Here is a 24,805-nt window from a genome sequence, read left to right as displayed (position 1 = left end):
CACAGCGGTCGATCTTGGTCCACCCGCGGCTTACACCGTTCGCGTGACACGCCCTCGGGTTCGGGTCCGTCCTGGTCGAACGACCGGACGATCCGCATCCCCAACACGTACAAGCTCTGCGGCTCGAACACCGCCGCCTGGTCCGCGAGCTGGACCTCGACGTCCGCACACACCGCCGGGGTCAACCGCCCGGCCTCCTTCGAGGCGAGGACCTCAACGATCTTCTCCACGTGCCGCAGGCTCATCGACCCGGCCGCGAACACCGCCGCACTGGCAGGCAGCCGCGGCGGCAGCACCTGACCGTCCATGGCGATCCGAGGACAGACGTGCTCAGCAGCGGTCACATACCGCTTGGCGTCGTTGTGGTCGAGGTTCCACAAGTCCCGGATCGCGTGGATCGACGACTTGTACCCCCGCGCGTGAAAGCCGCCCTCACGAACGAAAGCACTGATCGCGCAAACCCTCGCGAAGTCCAGCCGGCGCCCGAGAACCTCTAATTCACGGGTCGCACTACAGCGTTCTTCGAACGTCCCGACCAGGGTGTCTACCTGCAGTTGTGCCACCCCGTCGAGGGCGGCCTGCAGGTTCTCGGACATACCTCCAGTTTAGATGTGGCGAAGATCCATAGCCAGTCCAATTTCGACTTCGTGCACGCCTGAGGCAAAGCGTCGACAACGACGTTCTGGCTGTTTGTGAGCGCTAACAACAGCCAAAACGTCGTTGTCGACGGCCGGCGCAGCCGGCGTGCCCGCCACCCACAGGTGGGGCTGAAGAGTGCCATCCCGTCGACCTGGAACATCCCCACCACACGGCCGCCCGTGGGCGGCCCTCAACAACACCGCAAGAGAACACGCAAAGCTCCGCCCACGGGCGGCCGTGTGGTATCCCCAAAGAGGTCGACGGGATGGCACGACCCAACCCATCCCGAAGACTTGCCCGCCCGGCGAGGGCGCCCTTAAAAAAGCGCAACCACCAAGACCAGCAGAACCACAGCCGCGAGCCCATCCGCCACGAAGCCACCCAACGAACCACGTCGAGAACCCACCCCCACCCACCCAAACGCGCGACACACCGCTCCGAGACGTGGGACTCGCCCACCGAGACGTGGGACTCGCCCACCGAGACGTGGGACTCGCCCACCGAGACGTGGGACTCGCCCGTAGATACGTGGGACTCGCCCGTAGATACGTGGGACTCGCCGTGCCAGAAGTGTCGACTCACCGTGCCAGAAGTGTCGACTCACCGTGCTGAAGGTGTCGACTCACCCGCCCACCCCGACTCGCGCACGGCGTGGCCCCGACTCGCGCACGGCATGGCCCCCGGCCCGCACACCGCGGGCCCCGGGGTCAGCTGGCGATGCGTTCGGCAAGGGCCGGGAGGGTGTCCATGAGCCTCGCGATCCCCGGCCTCGGCGAGCGGGTCTCCCGGAGCACGAGCCGCACTGCAAGGGAGAGGCCGAGGTCGGGGAGTGGCACGCGGGTGAGCTCGCCGCGCCGCAGTGCGCCGGCTGCCGCGAACTGGGGGACCACGGCGACGTAGCCGTGGTGCATTCCGAGGTCCGCGGCCACGTCGGGGGAGCCGACCAGCCGCACCGGGCTCGTGTGGCCCCGGCGCGGGTCGGCGAACTGCGCCGCGATGTCGCGGACCTGGTCGTGCCAGTTGTGCACGACGACCGGGTGCTCGACGAGGTCGGCGAACGACGCCTCGCTGAGCGCGGCTGCGGGGTGCGTCGGCGCGACCACGACGACCATCGGCGATTCCGCGACCATCCGCGACCCCAGTCCTGCCGGCAGCACCCTGTTCAGCACGAACGCGGCGTGCGCGCTCCCGTCGACCAGTGCCGCGACGGCCTCGTCGCTGTGCGCGATCCGGCAGACGACGTCGATGGGGCTGCCGGCCATCGCCTCCAGCACCGCGGGGAACACGGCCGCGCTGAGGCTCGTCGGCGCCGCGACCACGATCCGGTCGACGTCCTCGGCGCGCACCGCCGCCTCCGTCTCGGCGAGCAGGTCGAGGCAGCGCCGCGCGTAGTCGGCGAGCCGCTCGCCGGCGGGGGTCGGGACGGTGCCGCGCGCACCCCTGACGAACAGCTGCGGCCCGAGCCGGCGCTCCAGCGCGGCGATCCGGCCGCTCACGGACGGCTGAGCCAGTTGCAGGTCGACGGCAGCGCGGCCGAAGCTGCCGGTGCGGATCACCGCGAGGAAGACCACGAGGTCGGTGGTCTCGATGGTCGGCACCGGGGAAGCCATAGGCGCAGCCTAGGGCTGAGCAGAGCCGATTGCCCACTACTGCAAATCAGTGGTGACAGAGAGGGTTGTGCGGACCGCGAGAGGAGGACGCCAGTGAGCGAGTCGATCAGGCCCGACCAGGCCGGCGTGGCGCCGGAGGGCGACGCCCGCCTGCACCGCAGCCTCGGCACGATCTCGCTTAGCCTCATCACGCTGACCAGCGTGATCGGTTCGGGCTGGCTCTTCGCCGCCTACAACGCCGCGAAGACGGCCGGCCCGGCGGCCCTCCTGTCTTGGGTGATCACCGGGTTCGCCACGCTGCTGGTCGCTCTCGTCTACATCGACCTCGCCGTGCGCCGCCCGCTCAGCGGCGGCAACGTCCGGTGGCCGCAGCTGGCGTCCGGCCCGCTGATCGGCGCCGTCGTCGGGTGGTCGGTGTTCCTCCAGGCCCTGTACGCCGGGCCGAGCGAGGCGACGGCGCTCACCCAGTACGCCGGTAGGTGGATCCCCGGCCTCGTCGAGTCGGGCACGCTCACCATCGGTGGACGCGTGTTCGCGGTGCTGGTGCTCGGCCTGGTGTTCTTCGCGAACATGTTCGGCGTCCGCTACATCGCCAAGGTCAACAACGTCGTGACGGTGCTCAAGGTCGCCGTCCCGCTGCTGGCGATGGCCTTGCTGCTGGCCAGCGGGTTCGACACCACGAACTACGAGACGGGCGGTGGGTTCGCGCCCTACGGGATCTCCGCGGCGCTCACCGCGATCGTCGGCAGCGGGCTCGTCTACTCGTTCACCGGGATCAACGCCGCCGCGGTGATGTCGGGGGAGGCCGCCGACGCCCGGCGCACGGTGCCGCGAGCGACGTTCATCGCGCTCGGGCTCTCGTTCACCATCTACTTCGGCCTGCAGCTCGCGATGCTGTTCGCGCTGCCCAACAGCATGCTCGGCGGGGGCTGGCACGGGATCAACCTGAACTCGCCGCTGGCCGACCTCGCCGCGATGGTCGGCATGGTCTGGCTCTCCTGGCTGCTGCTCGCCGACGCCGTCTTCTCCCCGGCCGGCTCCGCGCTGGTGTCGGCCGGTGTGAAAGGCCGCTACACCTACGGGGCGGCGCAGAACGGGATCCTGCCGCGGTTCTTCGCCTACGTGCACGCCCGCAGCGGCATCCCGCGCCGCGCGCTGCTGCTCAACCTGAGCTTCGGCGCCGCGGTGATCCTGCTGCTCGGCGACTGGAAGTCGATCGCTAGCTCGCTCAGCTTCTACTACGGCCTGAGCTACGCGGCCGTCTCCGTCGCGGTGTCGATCCTGTACGCGGTGTCGCCCAAGGCCGGCTGGCTCGGCCGCTGGAGCCCTGCCGTCGGAGCGCTCTCCTTCGTGCTCTCGGGCCTGATCCTCTACTGGTCGACGTGGGACAAGGTGCGGGTCGCGGTCCCGCTGCTGCTGCTCGGATTCCTCGCCTACCTCTGGCGGATCTGGCGCGGGCACGCGGCGCCGAACCCGTCGGCGCGCTGGGTCGGGCTCTGGTTCGTGACGCTGCTGCTCGCGCTGACCGCGCTGTCGTGGCTCGGCAGCTTCGGCGGGATCGGGCTGGTCGCGGCGCCGTGGGACAGCCTGGCCGTCGCAGCGCTGTGCGTCGCCGGCTGGTGGTTCGGGATGCGGTCGGGCATCGCGTGGCAGCACGCGGCCGACCGCGAGGAGGACAGGAGTGACGCACGTGTCTGACCGGGCTCCCGTATGGGACGTCGAGAGGTCGCGCGCCCGGGGCAACAAGCGGTGGTCGGCGTTCACGCCCGACGTGCTCGACCTCGGCGTCGCGGAGATGGACGTCGCCGCGTGCCCGCCGGTGCGCGACGCGGTGCGGGCGGTCGTCGACGCCGAGGGGTTCGGGTACCCGGTGCCCGACCAGCGCAGCGAGGTCCCGCGGGCGGTCGCGCAATGGCTCGGGAATGACGGGCTCTTCGTCGATCCCGCCGACGTGCGGCTCGTGCCCGACGTCATGCGGGGCATCGGCATCGCCATCAGGCGACTCACCCGTCCCGGCTCACCCGTGCTCGTCCCGACGCCGAGCTACCAGCGCTTCTTCGAGATCGTGCCGGCGTTCGGCCGGGAATGCGTCGAGATCCCGCTGCTGCTCGACGACGGCGCCCACCGGCTCGACCTCGACGCCGTCGAGAGCGGGCTGGCCGCCGGCGCGGGCAGCGTGCTGCTATGCAACCCGGTGAACCCGACCGGCGCCGTGCTCGACCACGCGCAGCTGCTCGCGCTATCCGACCTCGTCGAGCGCCACGGCGCGCGGGTGATCGCCGACGAGATCCACGCGCCGATCCGCTACGGCACGCCGTTCGTCCCGTACGCCGCGATCAACGCGCAGGCCCGCGCGCACGCCGTGACCGTCACGAGCGCGACGAAGGCGTGGAACTTCCCCGGCCTGCGGGCGGCGTTCGTCGTGCTGACCGGGCCGGGCGACGGCGCGACGTGGAGCGCGCTGCCGCACGTGGAGTCGAGCGGGGTCAGCCCGCTCGGCATGGTCGCCACGGTCGCTGCGCTCGATCATGGCCGGCCATGGCTCGACGCCGTGGTGCGCGACCTGGGCGTCCACCGCGACCTGGTGCTCCACGACCTCGACGCGGCCGGCCTCGGCGAGATCTGCCGGCGTCCTGGAGCGACCTATTTCGCCTGGCTCGACCTCAGGGCGTGGGGCCGCGAGCGCCCGGGCGCCTGGCTGCTCGACGAGGTCGGCGTGGCGCTGGGGGAGGGCGCGAACTACGGCGCCGCAGGTGCCGGGTTCGTCCGGTTGAACTTCGCGACCCCGCCGGCAGTGCTCAGCGATGCCGTTGCGCGCATCGCCAAGGTGCTCGGGGCGTGAGGCCGCGCTCATCGGCGGCCGTGGGGTGCCGCCGATGAGCGCTGGGCAGATGTTGGACCAGCTCAGGCCGGCTTGAGGACGACCTTGAGCGCCTCGTTCGCCGCGGCGTTCTTGAAGACGTCGTAGGCCTCGTCCATCTGGTCGAAGGTGAACGAGTGCGTGCCCATCTTCTCCGCCGGGATGCGGCCGCTCGCCACCATCTTCAGCAGCGTCGGGATCGAGACGGTGTCGACCAGCCCCATCGTGAGCGTGACGTTCTGGATCCACATGTCCTGCATGGGCAGCTCGACCGGGGTGCCGTGCACGCCGATGTTGGCGATCGTCCCGCCCGGCCGGACCAGGGAGGCCGCGGTCAGCAGGGTCTCCGGATAACCGACGGCCTCGATCGCGACGTCGACGCCGAGCCCGTCGGTCAGCGCGATCACGGCGGGCACGGTGTCGGGGCCGACCTCCACCGCGTCGGTCGCGCCGAACTCCAACGCCTTCGTCAGCCGGAACTTGTTGGTGTCGATCGCGATGACCTTCGACGCTCCCCACAGGTCGGTCGTGAGGATCGCGGCCAGCCCGACGGCGCCCGCACCGACGACGGCGACCGTGTCGCCGGGGCGCACCCGCCCGGCCAGCACACCCACCTCGTAGCCGGTGGGCAGCGAGTCGGCGAGGAAGATCGCCTGCTCGTCGGTGACTGCCTCCGGTACCGCGTAGAGGGACGTGTCGGCGTAGGGCACGCGCACGAGCTCGGCCTGAGTGCCGTCGATGAGGTGCCCGAAGATCCAGCCGATGCCGCCGACGGTCTGGCAGTGCGACGGCATCCCGCGCTGGCAGTACTCGCAGCGGCCGCACTTGGTGATCGCCGGCACCAGCACCCGGTCGCCGACGGCGAACCCGCGGACCGCCTCGCCGACGGCCGTCACGGTGCCGACGGCCTCGTGGCCGAGGATGCGCCCGTCGGTCACCGCGGCGACGTCATCCTGCAGGATGTGCAGGTCGGTGCCGCAGATCGTCGTGGTGTCGACGCGCACCACGACGTCGGTCGGCTCCTCGACCGTCGCGTCGGGCACGTCCTCCCACGCCTTGTTGCCCGGACCGTGGTAGACCAACGCCTTCATCGCGACCTCCGTTGTGCTGGCGGAGCACCGAACGTAGGACGCGCGCCGGAGCGTCGACTGTCCGAGAATCGGACCATCTGGCCGTGGCGGTCGGGGCGGGTGATCGCGGTTGACGCGGATCCGGGACAGTGCCGCCGGGACAGTGCCGTTCGCTCAGAATGAGACAGGAGCGCCCGCCGGGCGAGCTTATCCTGCCGGGATGGTCGGCGTGGTCGGTCAGGAGGCGGCAAGGCGCTCGTTCCTCGCCACCGGACGAACCCCGGCCGGCCCGCGGGCCGTCGCGGACGCGGTTGTCGCGTCATGGGAGCGGTCGCGCGCGAACGACGTCGACGCCGAGCGGCTCCGGGCCTGTTTTCGAGGCGACGGTGGCGGTGAGGTTGATGGGGCCGCGCTGGTCGAACGCTGCGCCCAGGGCGTCTTCGCCGAGTTCCTGGCGGCCAACGTGGGTGTCGGCTGCTCGCTCGCGCTGCTCGACCCGCTCGGGATGGTGCGGGCGCGGCACGATGACGATCCCGCGCTGGGTGATCTCCTCGACGGCTTGCTGCTGTTGCCGGGGTACGGCTACGCCGAGGGCGACGTCGGGACGACGGCCGCCGCGGTCGCGCTGCACGAGCAGGCCGATGCCACCGTGCGCGGGCCGGAGCACTACAACGTGCAGCTGCTGTCGGTGGACGAGGCGGCCGCCGTCGTGCGCGACCCGGAGACCGGTGCGACGTCGGGCGTCGTCGTGGTCGTCGTGCACGCGTCGCAGGGTTCAACTCTGCAGCTCGCCATCGCGCGGACGCTCGTCGCGCGGATCGAGGCGCGAATGGCGGGCACCACCGGACGGCTCGCGGTGCTCGAACGATTCCGCGAGGCGGAGCGGGACGGCGGCTGGGTGATCGCGACCGACGGCGACTGCGTACTGACGAATGCCGCGGCCCGTCACCTCGACGCCCAGGACCTGCGCTTCCTCAGCGATCTCATCCTGGCCGGGGCGGTGCTGCGCGACTTCACCTTCAAGCACGTCGACCTGCCGGTCGCGGGCTGCTGCGAGGTCGCGCTGACCGCGATCCGCGACCACGACACCGTCGCCGGGTGCCTCCTGACGGGCGCGCCGGCCAGCACGAGCCGGCCCACCGCGGCAGCCGAGGCCGTCCGCCGGCAGGGTTCGCACGTCGCACCGACGACCCGCCGCGACTACGCCGAGGACCTGCGGCACGGCGGCCGCTCGCGCGAGCACATCGAGGCGAGCATCCGCGCCAACCGCGAGCTGCTCACCCCGTTCCTCCGCGCGCAGGAGGAGGTGCTCGCGAGCATCACGCAAGGCCGCAACCACCTGCTGATCGGTGAGCCGGGGGTGGGCAAGCGGACGCTGGTGACGAGCCGGTTCCGGCAAGTGCACCCGTCGGGCCGGCTCGTGACCGTCGACTGCGCGTCCTATGCGGGCGACCCGGCCGAGACGCGCATCGACCGCGCCGGCCGCCTGTTCGACCGCCCCACCATCGTCGTCCTGCACGCCATGAACACCCTCAGCCCGCTCGGCGCGCGACGGCTCGACGAGGCGCTGCGCCTGCTCGTCACGATGCCGTCGCCGCCGTTGCTCGTGGGTTGCGTCGATACGCCCGCGGTCGACGCGACCCGCCCGTACGGCCTGCTCCTGCGGCACTTCCACGAGGTCACCCGGATCCCCGCGCTGCGGTATCGCGCCGACGAGATCGGCGAGATCGCCCTCTCGATCCTGCGCCGGCTGGCGCGCGGCCGGCTGCGGGTGTCCCATCAGGTGATCCGGGTGCTGGAGGGGTACGCGTGGCCGGGCAACATCAGCGAGCTGGAGGACGTGCTGCGCTACGTCGTGGCGCGCAAGCCGCTGGGCGAGATCCAAGCGCCCGACCTGCCGGCGCACTGCTTCCAGCGCCGACCGCGCCGGATGTCGATGCTGGAGGCGGCGCAGTGCGACGCCATCATCCAGGCGCTCTACGAGGCGCGGGGGAACCGGTACAAGGCCGCCTCGATGCTCGGCATCGCCCGCTCGTCCCTGTACCGCAAGATCGACGCGTTCGGCATCTCGTACATCGCCTGACGGGCGCCGGCGGGTGCGCGACTCGGGTGACGGGCGGGTGAGTCGACACTTTCGGCACGGTGAGTCGACACCTCCGGCACGGTGAGTCCCACGGCCCGGCGGGTGAGTCTCGCGGCCCGGCGGGCGAGTCCCACGTTCCAACCGGCGAGTCCCACGTTTCGGCGGGTGAGTCCCATGTATCGGCGCGCGAGTGGCGCGTTTGGGCGGGTGTGATTGGGTTTTCGACGTGGTTCCGTTTAGTGGGTTGGCGGCGGATGGGCTCGCGGCGGTGGTCCGGTTGGTCTTGGTGGTCGCGCGTTTTTAAGGGCGCCCTCGCCGGGCGGGCAGATCTCCGGGATGGTGGGTCGTGCCATCCCGTCGACCTCCTTGGGGATACCACACGGCCGCCCGTGGGCGGAGCTTTGCGTGTTCTGTTGCGGTTTTGTTGAGGGCCGCCCACGGGCGGCCGTGTGGTGGGGTTTTCCCAGGTCGACGGGATGGCACACTTGCCTCACCTGTGGGTGGCGGGCACGCCTTCGGCGCCGGCCCGGGCTTGGGTGTCGACAACGACGTTTTGGCTGTTGTTAGCGTTCACAAACGACCAGAACGTCGTTGTCGACGCTTTACCTTAGGTGTGCACGAAGTCGAAATGGAGTGGCTATGGATCTTTGCCGCGTCTAAAATGGAGGTATGTCCGAGAACCTGCAGGCCGCCTTCGACGGGGTGGTACAACTGCAGGTAGACACCCTGGTCGGGACGTTCGAAGAACGCTGTAGTGCGACCCGTGAATTGGAGGTTCTCGGGCGCCGGGTGGACTTCGCGAGGGTTTGCGCGATCAGCGCTTTTGTTCGTGAGGGCGGTTTTCATGCGCGCGGGTATAAGTCGTCGATCCATGCGTTCCGGGACTTGTGGAACCTCGACCACAACGACGCCAAGCGGTACGTGACCGCCGCCGAGCACATCTGCCCGCAGATCACTCTGGACGGTCAGGTGTTGCCGGCCCGGCTGCCTGCTGCTGCGGCGGCGTTCGAGGCCGGGGTGATGAGCCTGCGGCACGTCGAGAAGATCGTCCAGGTCCTCGGCTCGAAGGAGGCCGGGCGGTTGACCCCGGAGGACTGTGCGTATGTCGAAGCCCAACTTGCGGGCCAGGCGGCGGTGTTCGATCCGAAAGGTCTCTTCACTCTGGGGATGCGGGTGGTCCGGTCGTTCGACCAGGACGGGCCCGAACCCGACGACGGGCCGGAGTCCGAGGTCAACGAGCTGACGATCACCCGTCATCCGGACCGGCCGGGCGGGACGATCAAGGGTCGGTTCGACAACCCGGTCCTGTTCGCCACCATCGCCACCCTGATCGACACCAAGTCGAAGCCGACCACCAGTGACGATCAGCGCAGCGCCGGGCAACGCCAGGCCGAGGCGTTGGCCGACATCTGCGGCTACGTCCTCGACCACGGCGACGTCCCCCACGCCGGCGGGCACCGTCCGCACCTCAACGTGCACATCCCACTCGCAGAGCTGGAGAACCGGGTCCGGACTGCTGTCCTCGACTTCGGCGGCACTATCGCCACCAAGGATCTGCGGCTGCTCGCCTGCAACGCCGGCGTCATCCCGATCGTCATGAACGGCGACAGCCAACCCCTCGACATCGGCCGCGCAAACCGCGTGATCCCCGACGGAATGCGACGAGCCGTCGCCGCCCGTGACCGCGGATGCGCGAGATGTGGCCGCCCGGCGAGTTGGTGCGACATCCACCATATTGTTGAATGGCAAAACGGCGGACCAACCGAAATCAACAACCTGGTAATGCTATGCAAGATGCATCACCGCGAAATCCATGCCACCGAATGGATGGTCCGCATGGTCGACGGGCTACCGGAGTTCATTCCGCCCAGATGGGTGGATCCGGATCAGGTCCCACGGCGAAGTCCGACGCATCCCTCGTGGGTCGTGGCTTATCCCCCATGAGCGGGAGGTTGCGTCGGCGCGCCGCTGCGACCGTTCCCGTCATGGACATGAGTATCCGGAAGGTCGGAGCGGGGCTGTGCGGTGCCGCGGCCGTGCTGTTCGCCGTGCTGGAGGTGAGCGGTGCCGCGGAGCCGGTGCAGATGCCCGTCACGCCGAATCCGGTGACGGTGGTCGCGGCTGCGGTCGCCGTGATCGTCCTGCTCGCGGGGGTGGCGATGCCGTACCGCGTGCGGGCCGCGGTCGGTGCGGTGTGCGCCGCGGCGGTGGCCGCCGGCTGCGTCGGCGCGGTGCCGCACACGATCCTCACCCTGGTGGTGTGGGTGGGCGGGCTGGTGACCGGCGCGCGCGGCCCGTTCGACGTCACCCCGGCCTGGCTCGCCGGCGCTACGAACCTGGCCGGGGTGGCGGCCGCGGGGACGCTCGTCATCTGGCTCGTGGTCGACGGGCGGCGGGCGCTCGGCCGGTGCACGGCGTGCGGGCGGACGACTCCCGAGCCGCCGCGGGCATGGCGGAACCTCCCGGCCCTGGCGGGAGCGGCGATCGTCGGCGCCTTGCCCTACGGCGCGCTGAAGCTCTGCTGGGCCGTCGGCATCCCGGTCGGGCTGACCGGGCACGCGTTCGACGACGTCACCTTCACCTCGCCCGGGTTCGGCGACACGGTTGTGCTCGTGCTGCTCGGGGTGGTCGTCGCGATCGGGATGGGGCGCCGGCTCACCGGACGGTGGGTGCGTCCGGCGCAGGTCGGGGTCGGCGCGCTCGGATCGCTGATGCTGCTGCCGGTCGGGGTCATCGCGACGGTCCAGATGGCCGAGGTCGCGCTGGGGACGCGCACCATCGACGGCAGCGAGATCGCGCCCTGGGCGTTCATGGTCGTCTACGCGAGCATGCTGGTCTGGGGCCTCGCGCTGACCGCGCTGACCGTGGGCTACGCCCGCAGCACTCGTGCGGAGTGCCGGCGACACGTGGTGCCCGCGATGACGTTCTGACCCCAACCTCCCAGGGCTCCGCCGGGTCCATGTGGATGTCGGGCCGGTCGGAAACCCGGGAGGGCACATGTACACGAGCGCGCTGATCCCGTACGGCGGATACCACGTCGGTCCACGACGCACGGTCACCGTGAACCTGTGCCGGCCGAGGTTCAGCCCGGAAGGTCTGCACATCAACGTCGACGGTTCGACCCACGTGTTGCCGTGGGGCGTGGTGAACCTCGACGTGCCGGCGGACCGCCCGGTCACCATCACCGTCTTCCAGCTCGCGCAGCACATCACCGGGCTGGCGACCATCGTGGTGCCCCCGGGCCCGTCGGCCGAGCTGGAATACCGCTCGACCGGCTTCTTCGGAGGCAGTCACTACAACGCTCGCGGCCAGATCGGCCCGCCGGGATCGTTCCCCGCCCCGTACCGCGACCACACCCTCCGCAACAGGCTCCTCGTGGTGATCCTGGTCCCGATCGCGACCGTGGTCCTGTTCGTCGTCGTGATGGCCGTGCTGATCGCGATCCTGGCCGCTGCTGCCGCGTGACGGTCGGGCCCTCGAGTCACATCCGCCAGCGGCCGGTGCTCCCGGTCAAGCCGGCCTGCAGCTTTCCCATGCTGGTGCCCATCTCGTCGAACGACGAGTCGTCGAGGTGGCTGCCGAGGGTCCGGGTGAGCAGCCCGAGGTAGATCGATTTGGCCTGGTTGAGCACCCGGATGCCGTCGTCGGTGATGACGGCGTAGACCTCGCGCCTGTTGTGCTCCGGGCGGTCGCGGCTCACCCAGCCCCGCTCGACCAACCGGTCGATGATCCTGGTCAGGCCGCCGCGGGTGACGCCGAGCCGGTCGGCCAGCGTGAGCATCTGCATCCGGCGGTCGGGCGTGCAGCTGATCTCGGTGAGCACGTCGACGTCCGACAGCGAGCAGTCGGCCTCGGCGCGCAGCTGCGCGTCGAGCAGTTTGCTCGTCTCCCGGTGGACGATGCGCAGGCTCGCCCACGCCCGCGCGACGCTGTCTTCGGATGCCACGACGGGAGTCTAGCAAGCGAGTTGACACAGAAACGGTTGTAGATACGATCGTTGTATCTACAACTCCGGAGGACGAGATGGCGATCGCCAAGAACGCAGCAGGAACCCGCGGCATGCGCGGGGTGCGTTGGGCCGCGCTGGTCGCGCGGGTGATGAATCCCGTGATGCTGTGGGACCACCGTCGGAAGGGCGACACGTTCCAGGGCAAGGCCGTGCTGTACCTGACGACGGTCGGCGCGAAGACCGGCCAGCAACGGAAGAACGCGGTGGGCTACGAGCTCGACGCCGACGGCGCGTGGCTGGTGGTCGCCTCGTTCGGCGGCGCGGCCAACAACCCCGGCTGGTACCACAACATGGCCGCCCACCCCGAGCAGGTGTGGATCGAGGTGGGCGGGCAGCGGCACCGCGTGCACGCCGAGCAGCTCGACGGCCCGCGCCGCGACGGGGCCTGGAAGCTGATCACCGAGCGGCGGCCCACCATGGCCGAGTACCAGGTGAAGACCGACCGGGTCCTGCCGGTGCTGCGGCTGACCCGCGTTTAGGTCACCGACCGGCCCGCGGCACCCAGAACAGCGCCAGCCCGGCGAGCACCAGGTGCAGGACGCCCGCCACCGCGGCCGCCGCGTGCAGCCCCGTGACGAACGCTGCCCGGGCGCTGTCGAGCACGGCCGGCGCGAGGTCGGGAACCACGAGCGTCTCGGGGAGCGTGCCCGCGACGCCGGGCCCCTGGAGGCGGAAGAGCAGCGCTGCGAGCGAGCCGAGCAGCGTGATGCCCAGTGCGTTCCCGATCTCGTTGCTGGTCTCCGCGATCGCGGCGGCCGACCCGGCGCGGGCGGGCGGCACCGCGGCCACGGCGGTGTCTGCGACCAGGCTGAACGAGATCCCGTAGCCGAAGCCGGCGACGACCGTCGAGGCGACGTACCAGCCGATCCCGCTGGTCGCGGTGGTCGGCAACAGGAGCAGCAGGCCGAGGACGATCGACAGGTGGCAGGTGACGAGTGCCGCGCGGGAGCCGATCCGCTCGACGATCGCCGGGGTGATGATGCAGGTCAGCGTGAGCACCGCGGCGCCGGGTATCGCGAGGAACGCCGCCTGCAGGACGGGCAGCCCGAGCACCGACTGCAGGTAGATGCCGCTGAGGTACGCGGTGGCCGACCACGCGGCGAGCGGCAGCAGCCCGGTGACGATTGCGACGGTGAAGATCCGTTCGCGGAACAGCGTGAAGTCGAACAGCGGATGGTCGAGGTGGCGCTGGCGGCGGCCGAACCAGACCAGCACCCCGATCCCGATGCCGCCGGCCACCAGTGGACCGACGGCCGGGCCCTCGGCGGCGAGGTGCTTGATCGCGTACGCGGTCAGCAGGAGCCCGCCCGCGGAGAGCACGACGCTGAGCGCGTCGACACGGCCGGTCCGCGCGGTCGGGACCTCCCGCAGCAGTACCGGCGCCAGCAGCAGGAAGCCGGCGATGACGGGCAGGTTGATCAGGAAGACCGAGCCCCACCAGAAGCGGCTCAGCAGCTGCCCGCCGACCACCGGGCCGATCGCGAACCCCGCTGCGAACGTGGCGGCGAAGATGCCGATCGCCCGCGCCCGCCACCGCGGGTCGGTGAACAGCTCGCCGAGCACCGCCAGCGCCGACGGGAGGAGCGTCGCCCCGGCGAGGCCCATCAGCCCGCGGAACGCGATGAGCAGCTCGGGGTTCGGCGCGAAGGCCGCGCCCGTCGAGCCGATGCCGAACACCGCGGCGCCGATCATGAGCAGCCTGAGCCGGCCGTACCGGTCGCCGATCGAGCCGAACGCGGTGAGCAGCGAGCCGACGACGAACCCGTAGACGTCCAGCACCCACAGCGACTGCTCCGCGGTCGGTGAGAGCGCCTCGGTCACGGCGGTCATCGCCAGGAACAGCACCGACCCGTCCATCGCCACGAGCAGGACGGGCCCGAGGATCACCAGCAGCCCGAGCCACGACCGCAGGCCGGGCGGGGAAATGACACCCTGTTCGTTCACGTCCGCCACCGTGCGTGCGGTGCCCGCACCACAACCAGACCCCTGGCAGGGGTACATCTCGCAGGTGCACCCAGGCGGCGGCCGGCGCGGTTAGGCTCGAACACTGTGGAGCGGGAGAGCCTCGGGACCTTTCTGAAGATCCGCCGCGCCCGCGTGCGGCCGGCGGACGTCGGGTTGCGCACCTTCGGTTCGTCCCGCCGGGTGCCGGGGCTGCGCCGCGAGGAGCTCGCGCAGCTCGCCGGCATGAGCACCGGCTACTACACCCGGCTCGAGCAGGACCAGGCCGGCACGGCGTCGGGTCAGGTGCTCGACGCGCTCGCGCGGGTCCTCCAGCTCGACCCGACCGAGACGATCCACCTGCACAACCTCGCCCGCCGGCCCACGTCGGCGCGCCTGATCCGGTCGCGCCCGGAACGTCCGCACCACCGGGTGCTCGCGCTGCTGGGGTCGATGGCCGACACGACCCCGGCCGTCGTGCTGGGCCGCCGCGGCGACGTGCTGGCCTGGAACCGCACCGGGCACGCCCTCCTCGCCGAGCAGCTCGACTTCGACGCGCCGCACGACCCCGCCCGGCGCCCGTCGATCCCGCGGATGTTCTTCCTCGACCCGCACACCCGCGACCTCTATCGCAACTGGGCCGAGCTCTCCCGCGTCCACGTCGCCTACCTGCGGCTGACGGCTGGGCGCTATCCCACCGACGCCCGGCTCGCCGAGCTGATCGGGGAGCTGATGATGCGCAGCGACGTCTTCGCGTCGCTCTGGACCACCGGCGACGTCGCCGACTGCACGGTCGGCACCCAGCAGCTGCAGCACCCCACGGTCGGCCGGCTCACCGTGAACTACCAGGTCTGGCTGCAACCGGACAGCACCGATCACCGGCTCGAGGTCTACACCCCCGACGACCCCGCGTCCGCCGACGCGCTGCGGCTGCTGGCGAGCCAGACCCTGCCGGCCCAGCTCGACGCCACGACACTCGCAAACCGGTAGACCCGGGTTCATGCGTCCGCGGCCGCCGGCCAGGTCGGGGCCGCCGCCAGCTGCGGGATCCGGGCCGGCGGGAGCGACGGCGCAAAGAACCAGCCCTGGCCGGTGTCGCAGCCGAGGGCGAGCAGTCGTTGCTGCTGCGTCGGCGTCTCGATCGACTCGGCGGTGACGGAGAGGCCGAGCACGTGGGCGAGCTGGACGACCGACGCCACGACCTCGACGTCGACCGTTGCATCTGCGCCGTTCCCGGCGCTCCCGTCGAGGCCACCGCTGATGAACGGGCCGGCGAGCTTGAGCGTGTGCACGGGCAGGTGACGCAGGTAGGCAAGGTTGGAGTAGCCGGTGCCGAAGTCGTCGATGGCGATCCGGACCCCCATCGCGGCGATGGTCCGGAGCGTGTCGAGCGAGTCCCGGTCGGTGCCCATCAGGTCGCTCTCGGTCAGCTCCAGCTCGAGCATGTGCGGCGGGCACCCGGTCTCGTCGAGGATGGTCTCGAGGTCCTCGGTGAAGGTCGGTTCCCGGACCTGCCGTTGGGCGAGGTTGACGCTCATCACCAGCGGGAGCGGCGACTCGGCGTTCGCCCACTCGACGGCTTGCCGGCACGCCGTCGTGAGGATCTCCCGGCCAAGCGGGACGATCAGGCCGGTCTGTTCCGCGAGCGGGATGAAGTCGGCGGGCCCGAGCCGGCGGCCGTCGGGCAGTCGCCAGCGGGTGAGCGCCTCGACGCCGACCATCTTGTGGTCGCGCATCCGGACGAGCGGCTGGTACTCGACGTAGAACTCGCCGTTCGCCAGCGCCTTCGGCATGCGTGAGCTGAGCGCGAAACGGGTGACGTCACGCTGGTGGCGGCCGCGGTCGAACAGCGCGATCCGGTCCTGCCCGTCGGCCTTCGCCCAGTACATCGTGGTGTCCGCGGCCTTCATCAGCTCCGCGGCGCCGGTGCCGCCCTCGGAGTACTGCACGACGCCGATGCTCGCGGTGACGGTGATCGTGTGGCCGTCGAGCAGCACGGGCCGGCGCACGACGTCCAACGCGGCACGGGCGACGTCCTGCAGGTGCTCGATCCCGGAGCTGCGTTCGACGAGCACGACGAACTCGTCGCCGCCCATGCGCGCGACGAGGTGGCCGTCGGAGCCGAGGCGGGCGAGCAGCCGTTGCGCGAGCGTGCGCAGCAGCGCGTCGCCCGTGCCGTGCCCGAGCGTGTCGTTGATCGCCTTGAAGCCGTCGAGATCCAGGTAGCAGATTCCCGGCCCGTGCTCCGGGCCGCCGCCGACGAGCGCGGCGTCGAGGCGTTCGAAGAACAACGTCCGGTTGGGCAGATCGGTGAGCGGGTCGTGCAGGGCCTGGTGCCGTAGCCGGTCCTGCATGTGCCGCTGGTCGGTGATGTTCTCCATCAACGACACGACGTACTGCGGTCGCGCGTGCTCGTCGCGGATCAACGACAGCACGAGGTTCGTCAGGATCGACGTCCCGTCCTTGCGCCGGTACGGCTTCTCCATCCGCACGTGGTCGAACTCGCCTTCCAGCAGCTGCTTGACCTGCTCCCAGGCGTGCGGGGGGTCGCTGGGATGGGTGAACTCCCAGAACTGCCGGCCCTCGATCTCGGGCGGGACGTAGCCCAGCATCTCCGCCAACGCCTTGTTGACCTGGAGGATCTCGCCGTCGAGCCGGGACACGGCGATCCCGATGACCGCGACGTCGAAGACCGATCGGAAGCGTGCCTCCGCCTCGCTGCGCGCCGTGAACGCCGCGGCGGCGATCTGCTGCTGCTCGCGGCGGGTGAGGGACTGCAGCGCGCGGGCGTACCCGGCCGCGATCCCGGCGAGCATGCCTGCGACCCGCTTGGTTGCGTCCACCCCGTCCGGCACGGCCGCCTGCAGCCGCTCACCCAGCAGCGACAACGACTTCTCGAGCGCGTCGGGCTCGGTGAAGTGGGCTTCGACCAGCCGCATGCCGACCGACCTGCCGACGGCCGACGCCCGGTCGCCGGTGACGGCCGCGTCGACGAGCTCGCGGGACAGCCCGGTCAGGAACCACAGCATCGACTTGCGGTCCATCGAGACCAGGCTCGTGTGGGCGACCGCTCGCCGCCACTGCGCCGCCAGGTCCTCCGGACGGGTCATGGGCGCTCAGTCACGGCGTGCGAGGCCGGCGAGGCCGGGGTAGTCGTCAGGCACGTCCGCGGCCTTCTCGTCGGGATCGTCGCCCTGTTCGGGGTGCCATCGGGGGAGCAGGACGACGCCGGGCGGGACCATCGTGAGGTCGCCGAAGAGTTCCTGAACCTCCGCCGCCGTGCGCAGCCGCATCGAGTTCGGCGAGGTGTCCTGGTCGTAGACCTTCGCGGCGTCCCGCAGCGCGGCCTGCCCGTCGGCGCGTGCGTGGCTGATCGCGACATGGCTGCCCGGCGCGACCCGGTCCACGTAGCCGGCGATGATCCCGGCCGGGTCGTCGTGGTCGTGCACGAAGTGCAGGACGGCGATGAGCAGGACGGCAACCGGACGGTCCAGGTCGAGCAGCCCGGTCGCGACGGCGTCGGCGACAACCTGCCGCGGGTTGCGGATGTCGGCCGAGATCGCCGTGGCGCGGCCGTTGCCGTCGAGCAGCGAGTGGCTGTGCGCGATGGCGACCGGGTCGTGGTCGACGTAGACGATCCGGGCCTGCGGGTTCACCTCTTGCGCGACCTCGTGGACGTTGCCAACGGTCGGGATGCCCGAGCCGAGGTCGAGGAACTGGTCGACGCCGGCGGCCGTCAGGTGTCGCACGACCCGGCGCAAGAACGCGCGGTTGTCCCGCAGGATGGTCGGGAGGTGCGGCATGGCCTTCAGGGCCTGCTCGCCGAAGAGCCGGTCGGACTCGAAGTTGTGCGAGCCGCCGAGGTAGTAGTCGTAGACGCGGGCAACGCTCGGCTTCGTGTAGTCGATGTCGCGGGACGACCATCCTGGCGCACCTGTCATGAATTCAGCCTTCCCCCAGGACCGCGACCGTGAACTCCACGCCGGATCATGCCATCCGGGGCCCTGCCCGCAGGGTGGATCAGTGATCTCGGTCGCCGTGACGTCGTCCCGGGGGAGTAGGTGGGGTGTCGCCCGCGAGCAGATGCCTGTGGAGAACCCGCGCACGACCCTGCTGGCATGGAAACGAGCATGTGGGGAAGGCGTTCGGCGGCGGTTGTGGCAGCTGCGGCAGTGGTCGTGCTGGCGGGATGCAGGGGAGCGGCGGGTGCCGCGTCGGTGCCCGAGTGGGCCGACGCCACCGCGGCGCCGCTGGTGACCGCCGATCCCGGTGCCCCGCTCGACGACCTCGGCCCTCCGCTGAAGGTCGCCGTCGGTGGGGCTGCGGTCGGTGGGGCTGCGGTCGTCGGGCTCGGGGAGTCGGTGCACGGCGCGGCCGACGAGCTGACGCTCAAGCACCGCGCGTTGCGGGTGCTGGTGGAGCAGCTGGGCTTCCGGTCGGTCGCGTGGGAGGACGACTGGACGACGGGGCGTCGGATCGACGAGTACGTCACCGGCGGCGTCGGTGACGCGGACGAGCTGGTGGCGACGATGAGCCCGCAGTGGCAGTCGCGCGAGGTGGCCGACGTGCTGCGGTGGCTGCGCGACTTCAACGCCGGCCGGACCGACAAGGTGCGGTTCGTCGGCGTCGAGTACTACCTGACCGGGCAGGGCGCCTACGACGCGATCGACGCCTACGTCGCGGCGGCCGCACCGGACCGGCTCGCCGAGCTGCGCGAGCAGGTGCGGATCCTGCGCCCGGCGTCGGCGAACATCTTCGAGCACATCCAGGCCTTCATGGCGTTGCCGGACAAGGAGCCGTACGCGCGCCACGCGCGTGAGCTGCACGACCTGGTCAGCGGGCTCCTGCACGCGACCGGTGACGACGGGTACGCGCTCGCCGAGCACACCGCCCGCCAGATCGTCTCGTTCTACGAGCACTTCCGCCTCCCGGAGAGCGAGAGCCACGCGTTCCGCGACGCGCGGGCGGCCGAGAACCTGGAGTGGTGGCGGGCGCGGACCGGCCACAAGATCGCGTACTGGGCGGCGAGCCCGCACACCGCAAGCGCGTCCACGCTGCGCATCAGCTCGCCCGATGGGGAGATCCACTTCCGGAGCGTCGGCTCCCACCTGCGCGAACGTCTGGGTGCGCGCTACCTGTCGATCGGCTTCACGTTCGACCACGGCAGCGTAGGCGGCGGTGGGCAGACCGTCGCTTTGCCGGCCGCCACCGAGGGCTGGTTCGAGCACCCGTTCGGCCTCGTGGGGCACGAGAGGTTCGTGCTGGACCTGCGCGCTGCTGCTCCGCAGGTGGTTCGCGAGTGGCTCGACGCGCCGATCACCACCCGCGGCCCGAACGGGCCGGGGTCGACCACCGACGGCGGAACGGCGGCGCAGTGGTTCGACGTGATCGTGCACACCCAGCAGGTGGCGCCGGCGGGCTGAGGTGCGTTCAGCCCGATCGGTGCGCCGGTTCGGCGCCGACCTGGGTGACCGGCTGCGGGCCGAACCTGTGCTCGGCGTCGGCGAGCAGCACGCGCAACAGCTGGTCGAGCGTGTCGCGCTGGCTGGGGTCGAGCGCCGCGAGAAGGGTGGCGTCGAGCTCGGCGATGCTGCCCACCAGCCGATCCACGAGATCGTGGCCGGCCGGGAGCAGGCGCACGACCCCGTGCCGCGCCCCCGGGATGCGGTCGCGTTCGACCAGACCGGCTTGCTCGGCCCTCGTCAGCCGCTGCGAGATCGCGCCGGCGGTCACCATCGCCCGTCGCGCGATGTCGCCGGGTGCGAGCTCGTAGGGCGGGCCGGCCCGGCGCAGCACCGATAGCAGGTCGAGTGTTGCCTGGTCGGCGCCGCCGGCAGCGATGATCCGGCGGCGCTGGTCGCCGAAGACCTTCGCCAGCTGCCAGACGCGGGTCACTGTCGCCATGGCGTCGACGGGCATTCCCGGACGCTCACGCGCCCACGCCGAGGTGATCTCGTCCGCCTCGATGGGCGTGTGCGCCTTCGAGCCATCCACCACGGGTCGCCTCCGTCCGACTTTAGGTCTAAACTTTAGATCTGAAGTCAATCGAGAGGACACGATATATGCGCACCGTCGTCATCACCGGCGCGGCCACCGGCATCGGCCGCGCCGCGGCCGAGGCCTTCCACGCCGCCGGGGACCGGGTGATCCTCACCGGTCGCCGGCAGGAGGTGCTCGCCGACGCGGTGGCCGAGCTCGGCGAGCCGGCCCGCGGCGTCGCGTTCGACGCGACGGATCCCGACCAGGTGCTCGCCGCGGTGGACCAGCTGCCGGCGGAGGTCGACGTGCTGGTCAACAATGCCGGTGGCAACACCGACTTCGACCGAGCCGCGCCCACGACGCTCGCCGAGACGGCCGCCGCCTGGCGGGCCAACCTCGACGGGAACCTGGTCTCGGCGGTACTGGTCACCACCGCGCTGCGGGACCGGCTCGCCCCGGGCGGCGCAGTGATCAACATCGGGTCGATCGCGGCGGACCAGGGCGCCGGCGCGTACGGCGCGGCGAAGGCCGGCCTCGCGTCCTGGACGGTCGACCTCGCCGGCAGCCTCGGCCCGCACGACATCACCGTCAACACCGTCGCACCCGGGTACATCGCCGCCACCGAGTTCTTCCGCGACAAACTCGCTGAGAGCCGGCGGCAGACGCTCGTCGAATCGACCCTTACCGGCCGCGCCGGCCGGCCCGACGACATCGCCGGTGCGGTCGCGTTCCTGGCAGGTCCGACGGCCCGGCAGATCACCGGGCAGGTCCTCGCCGTCAACGGTGGCGCGCACACCACCCGCTGAGGTGCGACTCCCGGCTCGCAGATCGGCTAGCTTCGTGGGGTGACGTTCGTCGGTACCCAGCGGCCGCCGCGCCGCTGGTTCCACGCCGAGACGGAGCTCGACCACTTCGCGATCGTCACCTACCGGGTCGAGACGGCAGCATTGGCGGCGCTGCTGCCGGCCGGGTTCGCGCCACGTGAGGTGGTCTTCGACGACGGGCGGCCGGGCGCGCTGGTGTCGGCGGTCGCGTTCGTCGACCGCGACTTCCACTTCCGGTTCTGCCCGCCCGTGGCGATCTCGTGCGGGCAGATCAACTACCGGGCCTACGTCACCGCGCACGGCCGGGCGGGCGTGTGGTTCTTCGCGACCAGCCTCGACCACGTGCTGGTGGGGCTGCCGAGGCTGGTGTGGGGCATGCCGTGGCGGCGCACCCGCATCGAGATCGACGGCGAGTGGGCCGCCGACGCCGGCCGGTGGCGGTTGACCGCTACCGACCGGTCGTCCACGAGCGCGTGCGAGGCCGTCGAGACCGGTTCCGAGTCCGACCGGCTCGACGGGTTCACCAGCCGGGACGAATGGATGGAGTTCCTCACGCACCCCACGTCGGGCTGGTACGGGCGCCGCAGCGGTGGCGTCGGGGAGTACAGCATCTGGCACCCGCCGATGACGCCCCGGCTGCTCGCGGCCCGCTCGGCGCGGTTCGCGCTGTTCGAGCAGCTCGGGCTGGTCGACGCCGATTCCGTCCCGCACTCCGTGCTCGCCCAGCCGTCGCTGCATTTCGACATCCACACCCCGCCGCGCCGCTACCCGGTTCCTCGCCGGTAACCCGGTTACCGGGAAGTGCCGTCTTCCGGGATCGGCGCCGCCGGGCGAGAGTGAGCGGATCATGAACGTCCTCGTACTGAGCTCCAGCCCACGACGCAACGGCAACTCCGCACTGATGGCGCAGGCCGCCGCGGACGGCGCGCGGGAGGCGGGCCACCGCGTCGAGTTCGCGTACCTGTCGGATCACGTGCAGGGCCTGCTGCGCGACTGCCGCACCTGCCGGGCCGTCGACGGGGCGTGCACGATCGGGGACGGGTACGAGCGCCTGCTGCTCGACCAGGTCGTCCCTGCCGACGGGTTGATCATCGCGACACCGCTGTACTGGTACGGGATGTCGGGTGCGTTGAAGACGTTCTTCGACCGGATGTTCTGCTACACCTCGGGCAGCGCCACCGACGGCGACGGTGTTGCGGCCGGGCTCATGGGCAAGCGGGTGGCGGTGACGATCGCCTGCGAGGAGAGCTACCGCGGCGCCACGCTCGGGGTGATCGCCCAGTTCCAGGAGCTGACGCGCTACCTGCACCAGGAGCTCGTCGGGGTGGCCGTCGGCATCGGCAACAGCCGGGGTGAGGTGGCCGCCGACCCGGCCCGGCCGCTGGAGCACGCCGCCGACCTGGGCAGACGGCTGTTCGACGCCCGGATCACCGACTACCGGATCGACACTCCACGCTCGAACCGCGTGTGGGCCGCACCCGACCCGGAGCGCGTCGGCACCCCTTGAGCGGGAGGCGGCTATCGCGGGCGCAGGGCGACCACGGGCAGCTGGCCGGCCATCCGTCGCCGCGCCGCGGCGCTGCCGTCGTACCGCCAGCCCAGCAACCTGCTGAGGACCGGCCGCAGGACGGGTGTGAGCCACCGGTTGCGACGCTCGTAGCCGGCCAGCACGGCGACGGCCTCCGCCTCGTCGAGCGTGCGATGGGTGGGCGCAAATCGGCGGCTGCCGACGCTGACCTCGACGGCCGGGCCGGCCTGGACATTGCGGTACCAGTCGGACGACGGGCCGAGCCCGGCGATGACCATCATCTCGCCGCTCGCGGGGTCGGCGCCGATCACTTCGAGGACGGTCCGGTAGCGCCGGCCGCTGCGCCGGCCCACGTGGGTGAGGCACAGGAAGCGGTTGCCGAGCAGCCGGCCGAGGTCCGCCGCGTAGAGCCGCGCCGGCAGCCGGAAGAGCAGCCGCAGCAGGGGCGACGGCCGGGAGCTGCGGCGTTGCCCGATCGCGGTGGTGGGTTTGCCGGTGATGCTCCGGGCCATCACGCGACTGCCGCCCGGCAGCCGCGCGAGCGCCAGGCCGGCCCGTCGGACCACGAGCTGGCGCTGGGTTGCGGGCAGGAACCAGCGCGCGCCGGCGCGCCCGACCCGCTGCTTGTCCTCGGCGACCGGCCGCCAGATCTGCTCGTACCGCTCCAGTGCCTCCGCGACCGATCCGGCCCGCGCCAGCTGCTCGGCCAGCACGAAGGCGCCGCCAATGGCCAGCGACGCCCCTTGCCCCGCGATCAGCGAGACGGCGTAGGCGGCGTCGCCGAGGAGCACCACCCGGCCTCGGTGCCAGCCGGGCATCACGACCTGCGCGACCTGGTCGTAGAAGATCTCCGACGCGGGCGGGCAGCGGTCGAGCGCCCGCGGCACCAGCCAGCCCAGCGAGCCGTAGATGTCGCGGATCGCGGCGCGCGGGTCGTCCGGGAGCGCGGGCTCGGAGGTGCGGTGCACCGCGAATGCCGCGACCCTGAAGGACGTGACCCCGCCGTCCCGGAGTCCGTAGAACCCCATCTGCCGGCCGATGGTGTCGGTGAGGCCGAACCGGCCGCGGACGGCCTCGTGCACCTCGGGGTCGGCGAACGTGAACGCTGCGGTGTGGAAGCCGAGCTGCCGGACGTAGTGCGCTTCCGGTCCGAAAGCGAGCGAGCGGACCGTGGAGTGCACGCCGTCGGCACCGACGAGCAGGTCGGCGTCGAGGACCGCGCCGTCGGAGAGCGTGACGCGCACCCCGTCGGGACGATCCTCGATCGCGGTCAGTCCGGTCCCGAACCGCAGGTCGACGGTGGGTGGCAGGTGTTCGCGCAGGACGCGTTCGAGGTCGGGGCGCATGACGTCGAGCAGCCGGCCCTGCACCGCGTCGGCGAGCTGCGTGTACGACACACCCGCTCGACGGCGCCCGCTCTCGTCGAGCAGCGCCGCCTCCTGCACGTGGTAGGACACCTCTTTGATCGCGGGCAGGAGGCCCATCCGCTCCAGCGCGTCGTAGCCGGGGCCGAAGAAATCGATCATGTAGCCCTGCGTGCGCGGCCCGTGGGCCCGCTCCACGATGACGACCTCGCCACCCGAGGCGGCAACCCGGTTCGCGAGCGTCAGCCCGGCGATCCCGGCGCCGCAGATCACGACCTTCATCGGGCCGGCCCGCTGACGAGGCGGCGCAGCACCGCCGCGACGGGTCCCTGCTCCGGGGCGAGCGAGCGGTGCAGCATCAGCCCGTCGAGCGTGGCCATGACCACCGCCGCGGTCGCCTCCGGCTCCGCGATCCCGGCCGCGCGCAACCGGTCGGCGACCTGCCCGCGGAACTCGTCGATCACGTCGAGCATCGCGGCCCGGAGCCGGTCGTCGCGCGTGGCGGCGAGGTAGGCCTCCGTGAACAGCAGCGTCATCGGGTCGGTCCCGGAGTAGCCGTCGAGCCCGGCCAGCAGCGCGTCGATCGTGTCGGCCGGGGTGCCCGACGCGTCCAGGATCGGGTCGAGCTCGCCGAGCATCCCGCGCATCGCGCTGATGACGGCCTCGTTCAGCAGCTCCGGCAGCGACCGGAAGTGGTAGTGCACGACGCTCGACGTGACGCCGGCGCGCTCGGCGAGCACCCGCGTGCTGACGGCCGTCCAGCCGCGTTCGGGGATGAGTGCGGCGGCGGCGGCGAGCAGCCGCTGCCGCACCTCCTGTCCGCGGATCGCCGCTGGTGAGCTCATCGGAACACCTCCTGGTCGATCGCCCTGATCGAGCGTCCAGGGCGATCGTACAG

The 24,805-nt window shown here is 71.3% G+C and carries 22 protein-coding genes and 1 pseudogene; 12 read left to right on the top strand and 11 right to left on the bottom strand.

All coding sequences use genetic code 11. The features are described 5' to 3' along the window. The coding region (locus LL648_RS39415; RefSeq protein WP_232668069.1) for a DUF222 domain-containing protein at positions 1-596 on the bottom strand (596 nt) is incomplete at its 3' end. 750 nt (positions 597-1,346) lie between these two features. Continuing rightward, positions 1,347-2,249 (bottom strand): LysR family transcriptional regulator, encoded by a 903-nt coding sequence (locus tag LL648_RS39410; protein WP_232668068.1) that lies wholly within the window; start codon positions 2,247-2,249, stop codon positions 1,347-1,349. 93 nt (positions 2,250-2,342) lie between these two features. On the opposite strand from LL648_RS39410, the gene LL648_RS39405 reads away from it, so the two are divergent. After that, on the top strand, positions 2,343-3,947 hold the full coding sequence (locus LL648_RS39405) for an APC family permease (protein WP_232668067.1): 1,605 nt from the start codon (positions 2,343-2,345) through the stop codon (positions 3,945-3,947). Further along, on the top strand, positions 3,940-5,091 hold the full coding sequence (locus LL648_RS39400; protein WP_232668066.1) for a MalY/PatB family protein: 1,152 nt from the start codon (positions 3,940-3,942) through the stop codon (positions 5,089-5,091). Before LL648_RS39405 ends, LL648_RS39400 begins: the two co-directional genes overlap by 8 nt. Positions 5,092-5,153: 62 nt before the next feature. Here LL648_RS39400 and LL648_RS39395 read toward each other — a convergent pair whose 3' ends face one another. Next, positions 5,154-6,200 (bottom strand): alcohol dehydrogenase catalytic domain-containing protein, encoded by a 1,047-nt coding sequence (locus tag LL648_RS39395; RefSeq protein ID WP_232668065.1) that lies wholly within the window; start codon positions 6,198-6,200, stop codon positions 5,154-5,156. A 199-nt stretch (positions 6,201-6,399) separates the two neighbouring features. Here LL648_RS39395 and LL648_RS39390 point away from each other — a divergent pair, with 199 nt between their 5' ends. The 4 genes from LL648_RS39390 (at position 6,400) to LL648_RS39375 (ending at position 11,727) form a co-directional block, all read left to right on the top strand. Next, complete coding sequence (locus tag LL648_RS39390; RefSeq protein WP_232668064.1) at positions 6,400-8,262, top strand: helix-turn-helix domain-containing protein; 1,863 nt, start codon at positions 6,400-6,402, stop codon at positions 8,260-8,262. Positions 8,263-8,931: 669 nt separating this feature from the next. Then, positions 8,932-10,206 carry an HNH endonuclease signature motif containing protein gene (locus tag LL648_RS39385; RefSeq protein ID WP_232668063.1) on the top strand — a complete coding sequence of 425 codons (1,275 nt, stop codon included), beginning with the start codon at positions 8,932-8,934 and terminating at the stop codon, positions 10,204-10,206. Between the two features lie 41 nt (positions 10,207-10,247). Further along, positions 10,248-11,192, top strand: coding sequence for a hypothetical protein (locus tag LL648_RS39380; protein ID WP_232668062.1), 945 nt, complete (start codon positions 10,248-10,250; stop codon positions 11,190-11,192). Between the two features lie 67 nt (positions 11,193-11,259). Next, positions 11,260-11,727 carry a hypothetical protein gene (locus LL648_RS39375; protein WP_232668061.1) on the top strand — a complete coding sequence of 156 codons (468 nt, stop codon included), beginning with the start codon at positions 11,260-11,262 and terminating at the stop codon, positions 11,725-11,727. 16 nt (positions 11,728-11,743) lie between these two features. Here LL648_RS39375 and LL648_RS39370 read toward each other — a convergent pair whose 3' ends face one another. After that, positions 11,744-12,208 (bottom strand): MarR family winged helix-turn-helix transcriptional regulator, encoded by a 465-nt coding sequence (locus LL648_RS39370; RefSeq protein WP_232668060.1) that lies wholly within the window; start codon positions 12,206-12,208, stop codon positions 11,744-11,746. A 77-nt stretch (positions 12,209-12,285) separates the two neighbouring features. On the opposite strand from LL648_RS39370, the gene LL648_RS39365 reads away from it, so the two are divergent. Further along, positions 12,286-12,750, top strand: a complete 465-nt coding sequence (locus tag LL648_RS39365; RefSeq protein WP_232668059.1) for a nitroreductase/quinone reductase family protein — start codon at positions 12,286-12,288, stop codon at positions 12,748-12,750. 1 nt (position 12,751) lies between these two features. Here LL648_RS39365 and LL648_RS39360 read toward each other — a convergent pair whose 3' ends face one another. Next, positions 12,752-14,215, bottom strand: coding sequence for an MFS transporter (locus LL648_RS39360; protein ID WP_232668058.1), 1,464 nt, complete (start codon positions 14,213-14,215; stop codon positions 12,752-12,754). 105 nt (positions 14,216-14,320) lie between these two features. Between LL648_RS39360 and LL648_RS39355 the strand changes: the two genes are divergently transcribed. Next, positions 14,321-15,202, top strand: coding sequence for a helix-turn-helix domain-containing protein (locus LL648_RS39355; protein ID WP_232668057.1), 882 nt, complete (start codon positions 14,321-14,323; stop codon positions 15,200-15,202). An 8-nt stretch (positions 15,203-15,210) separates the two neighbouring features. Here the strand turns inward: LL648_RS39355 and LL648_RS39350 are convergent, their stop codons facing one another. Together LL648_RS39350 and LL648_RS39345 are read right to left on the bottom strand one after the other, a co-directional pair. Continuing rightward, a complete protein-coding gene (locus tag LL648_RS39350; protein WP_232668056.1) occupies positions 15,211-17,322 on the bottom strand; it encodes a putative bifunctional diguanylate cyclase/phosphodiesterase in 2,112 nt (703 codons plus the stop codon). A gap of 6 nt (positions 17,323-17,328) precedes the next feature. Further along, the gene (locus LL648_RS39345) at positions 17,329-18,153 is read right to left on the bottom strand and encodes an SAM-dependent methyltransferase (RefSeq protein ID WP_232668055.1); all 825 of its coding nucleotides are present in this window, start codon (positions 18,151-18,153) and stop codon (positions 17,329-17,331) included. A 177-nt stretch (positions 18,154-18,330) separates the two neighbouring features. Here LL648_RS39345 and LL648_RS39340 point away from each other — a divergent pair, with 177 nt between their 5' ends. Further along, a complete protein-coding gene (locus LL648_RS39340) occupies positions 18,331-19,635 on the top strand; it encodes an erythromycin esterase family protein (protein ID WP_232668054.1) in 1,305 nt (434 codons plus the stop codon). Positions 19,636-19,642: 7 nt separating this feature from the next. Here LL648_RS39340 and LL648_RS39335 read toward each other — a convergent pair whose 3' ends face one another. Continuing rightward, positions 19,643-20,209 (bottom strand): MarR family winged helix-turn-helix transcriptional regulator, encoded by a 567-nt coding sequence (locus LL648_RS39335; protein WP_232668053.1) that lies wholly within the window; start codon positions 20,207-20,209, stop codon positions 19,643-19,645. A gap of 65 nt (positions 20,210-20,274) precedes the next feature. Between LL648_RS39335 and LL648_RS39330 the strand changes: the two genes are divergently transcribed. The 3 genes from LL648_RS39330 (at position 20,275) to LL648_RS39320 (ending at position 22,522) form a co-directional block, all read left to right on the top strand. Then, positions 20,275-20,997, top strand: coding sequence for an SDR family NAD(P)-dependent oxidoreductase (locus LL648_RS39330; protein ID WP_232668052.1), 723 nt, complete (start codon positions 20,275-20,277; stop codon positions 20,995-20,997). Between the two features lie 39 nt (positions 20,998-21,036). Continuing rightward, the gene (locus tag LL648_RS39325) at positions 21,037-21,801 is read left to right on the top strand and encodes a DUF2071 domain-containing protein (RefSeq protein WP_232668051.1); all 765 of its coding nucleotides are present in this window, start codon (positions 21,037-21,039) and stop codon (positions 21,799-21,801) included. 61 nt (positions 21,802-21,862) lie between these two features. Beyond that, positions 21,863-22,522, top strand: coding sequence for a flavodoxin family protein (locus LL648_RS39320; protein WP_232668050.1), 660 nt, complete (start codon positions 21,863-21,865; stop codon positions 22,520-22,522). Positions 22,523-22,533: 11 nt separating this feature from the next. Here LL648_RS39320 and LL648_RS39315 read toward each other — a convergent pair whose 3' ends face one another. The 3 genes and pseudogenes from LL648_RS39315 to LL648_RS39305 form a co-directional block, all read right to left on the bottom strand. Beyond that, positions 22,534-22,929: a nitroreductase family deazaflavin-dependent oxidoreductase gene (locus tag LL648_RS39315; protein ID WP_255687417.1), complete on the bottom strand. Its 396-nt coding sequence runs from the start codon at positions 22,927-22,929 to the stop codon at positions 22,534-22,536. A gap of 75 nt (positions 22,930-23,004) precedes the next feature. After that, positions 23,005-24,189 (bottom strand): annotated as a pseudogene (locus tag LL648_RS39310) (FAD-dependent monooxygenase); the annotation flags it as partial. Continuing rightward, positions 24,186-24,752, bottom strand: coding sequence for a TetR/AcrR family transcriptional regulator (locus LL648_RS39305; protein WP_232668049.1), 567 nt, complete (start codon positions 24,750-24,752; stop codon positions 24,186-24,188). The pseudogene LL648_RS39310 and the gene LL648_RS39305, both read right to left, overlap by 4 nt. Positions 24,753-24,805 lie beyond the last annotated feature (53 nt).

Source organism: Pseudonocardia sp. TRM90224 (genome assembly GCF_021245725.1).
Lineage (GTDB): Bacteria > Actinomycetota > Actinomycetes > Mycobacteriales > Pseudonocardiaceae > Pseudonocardia.
Note: the sequence above shows the minus strand (reverse complement) of the source record. Positions and strands in the feature narration are given on the sequence as shown.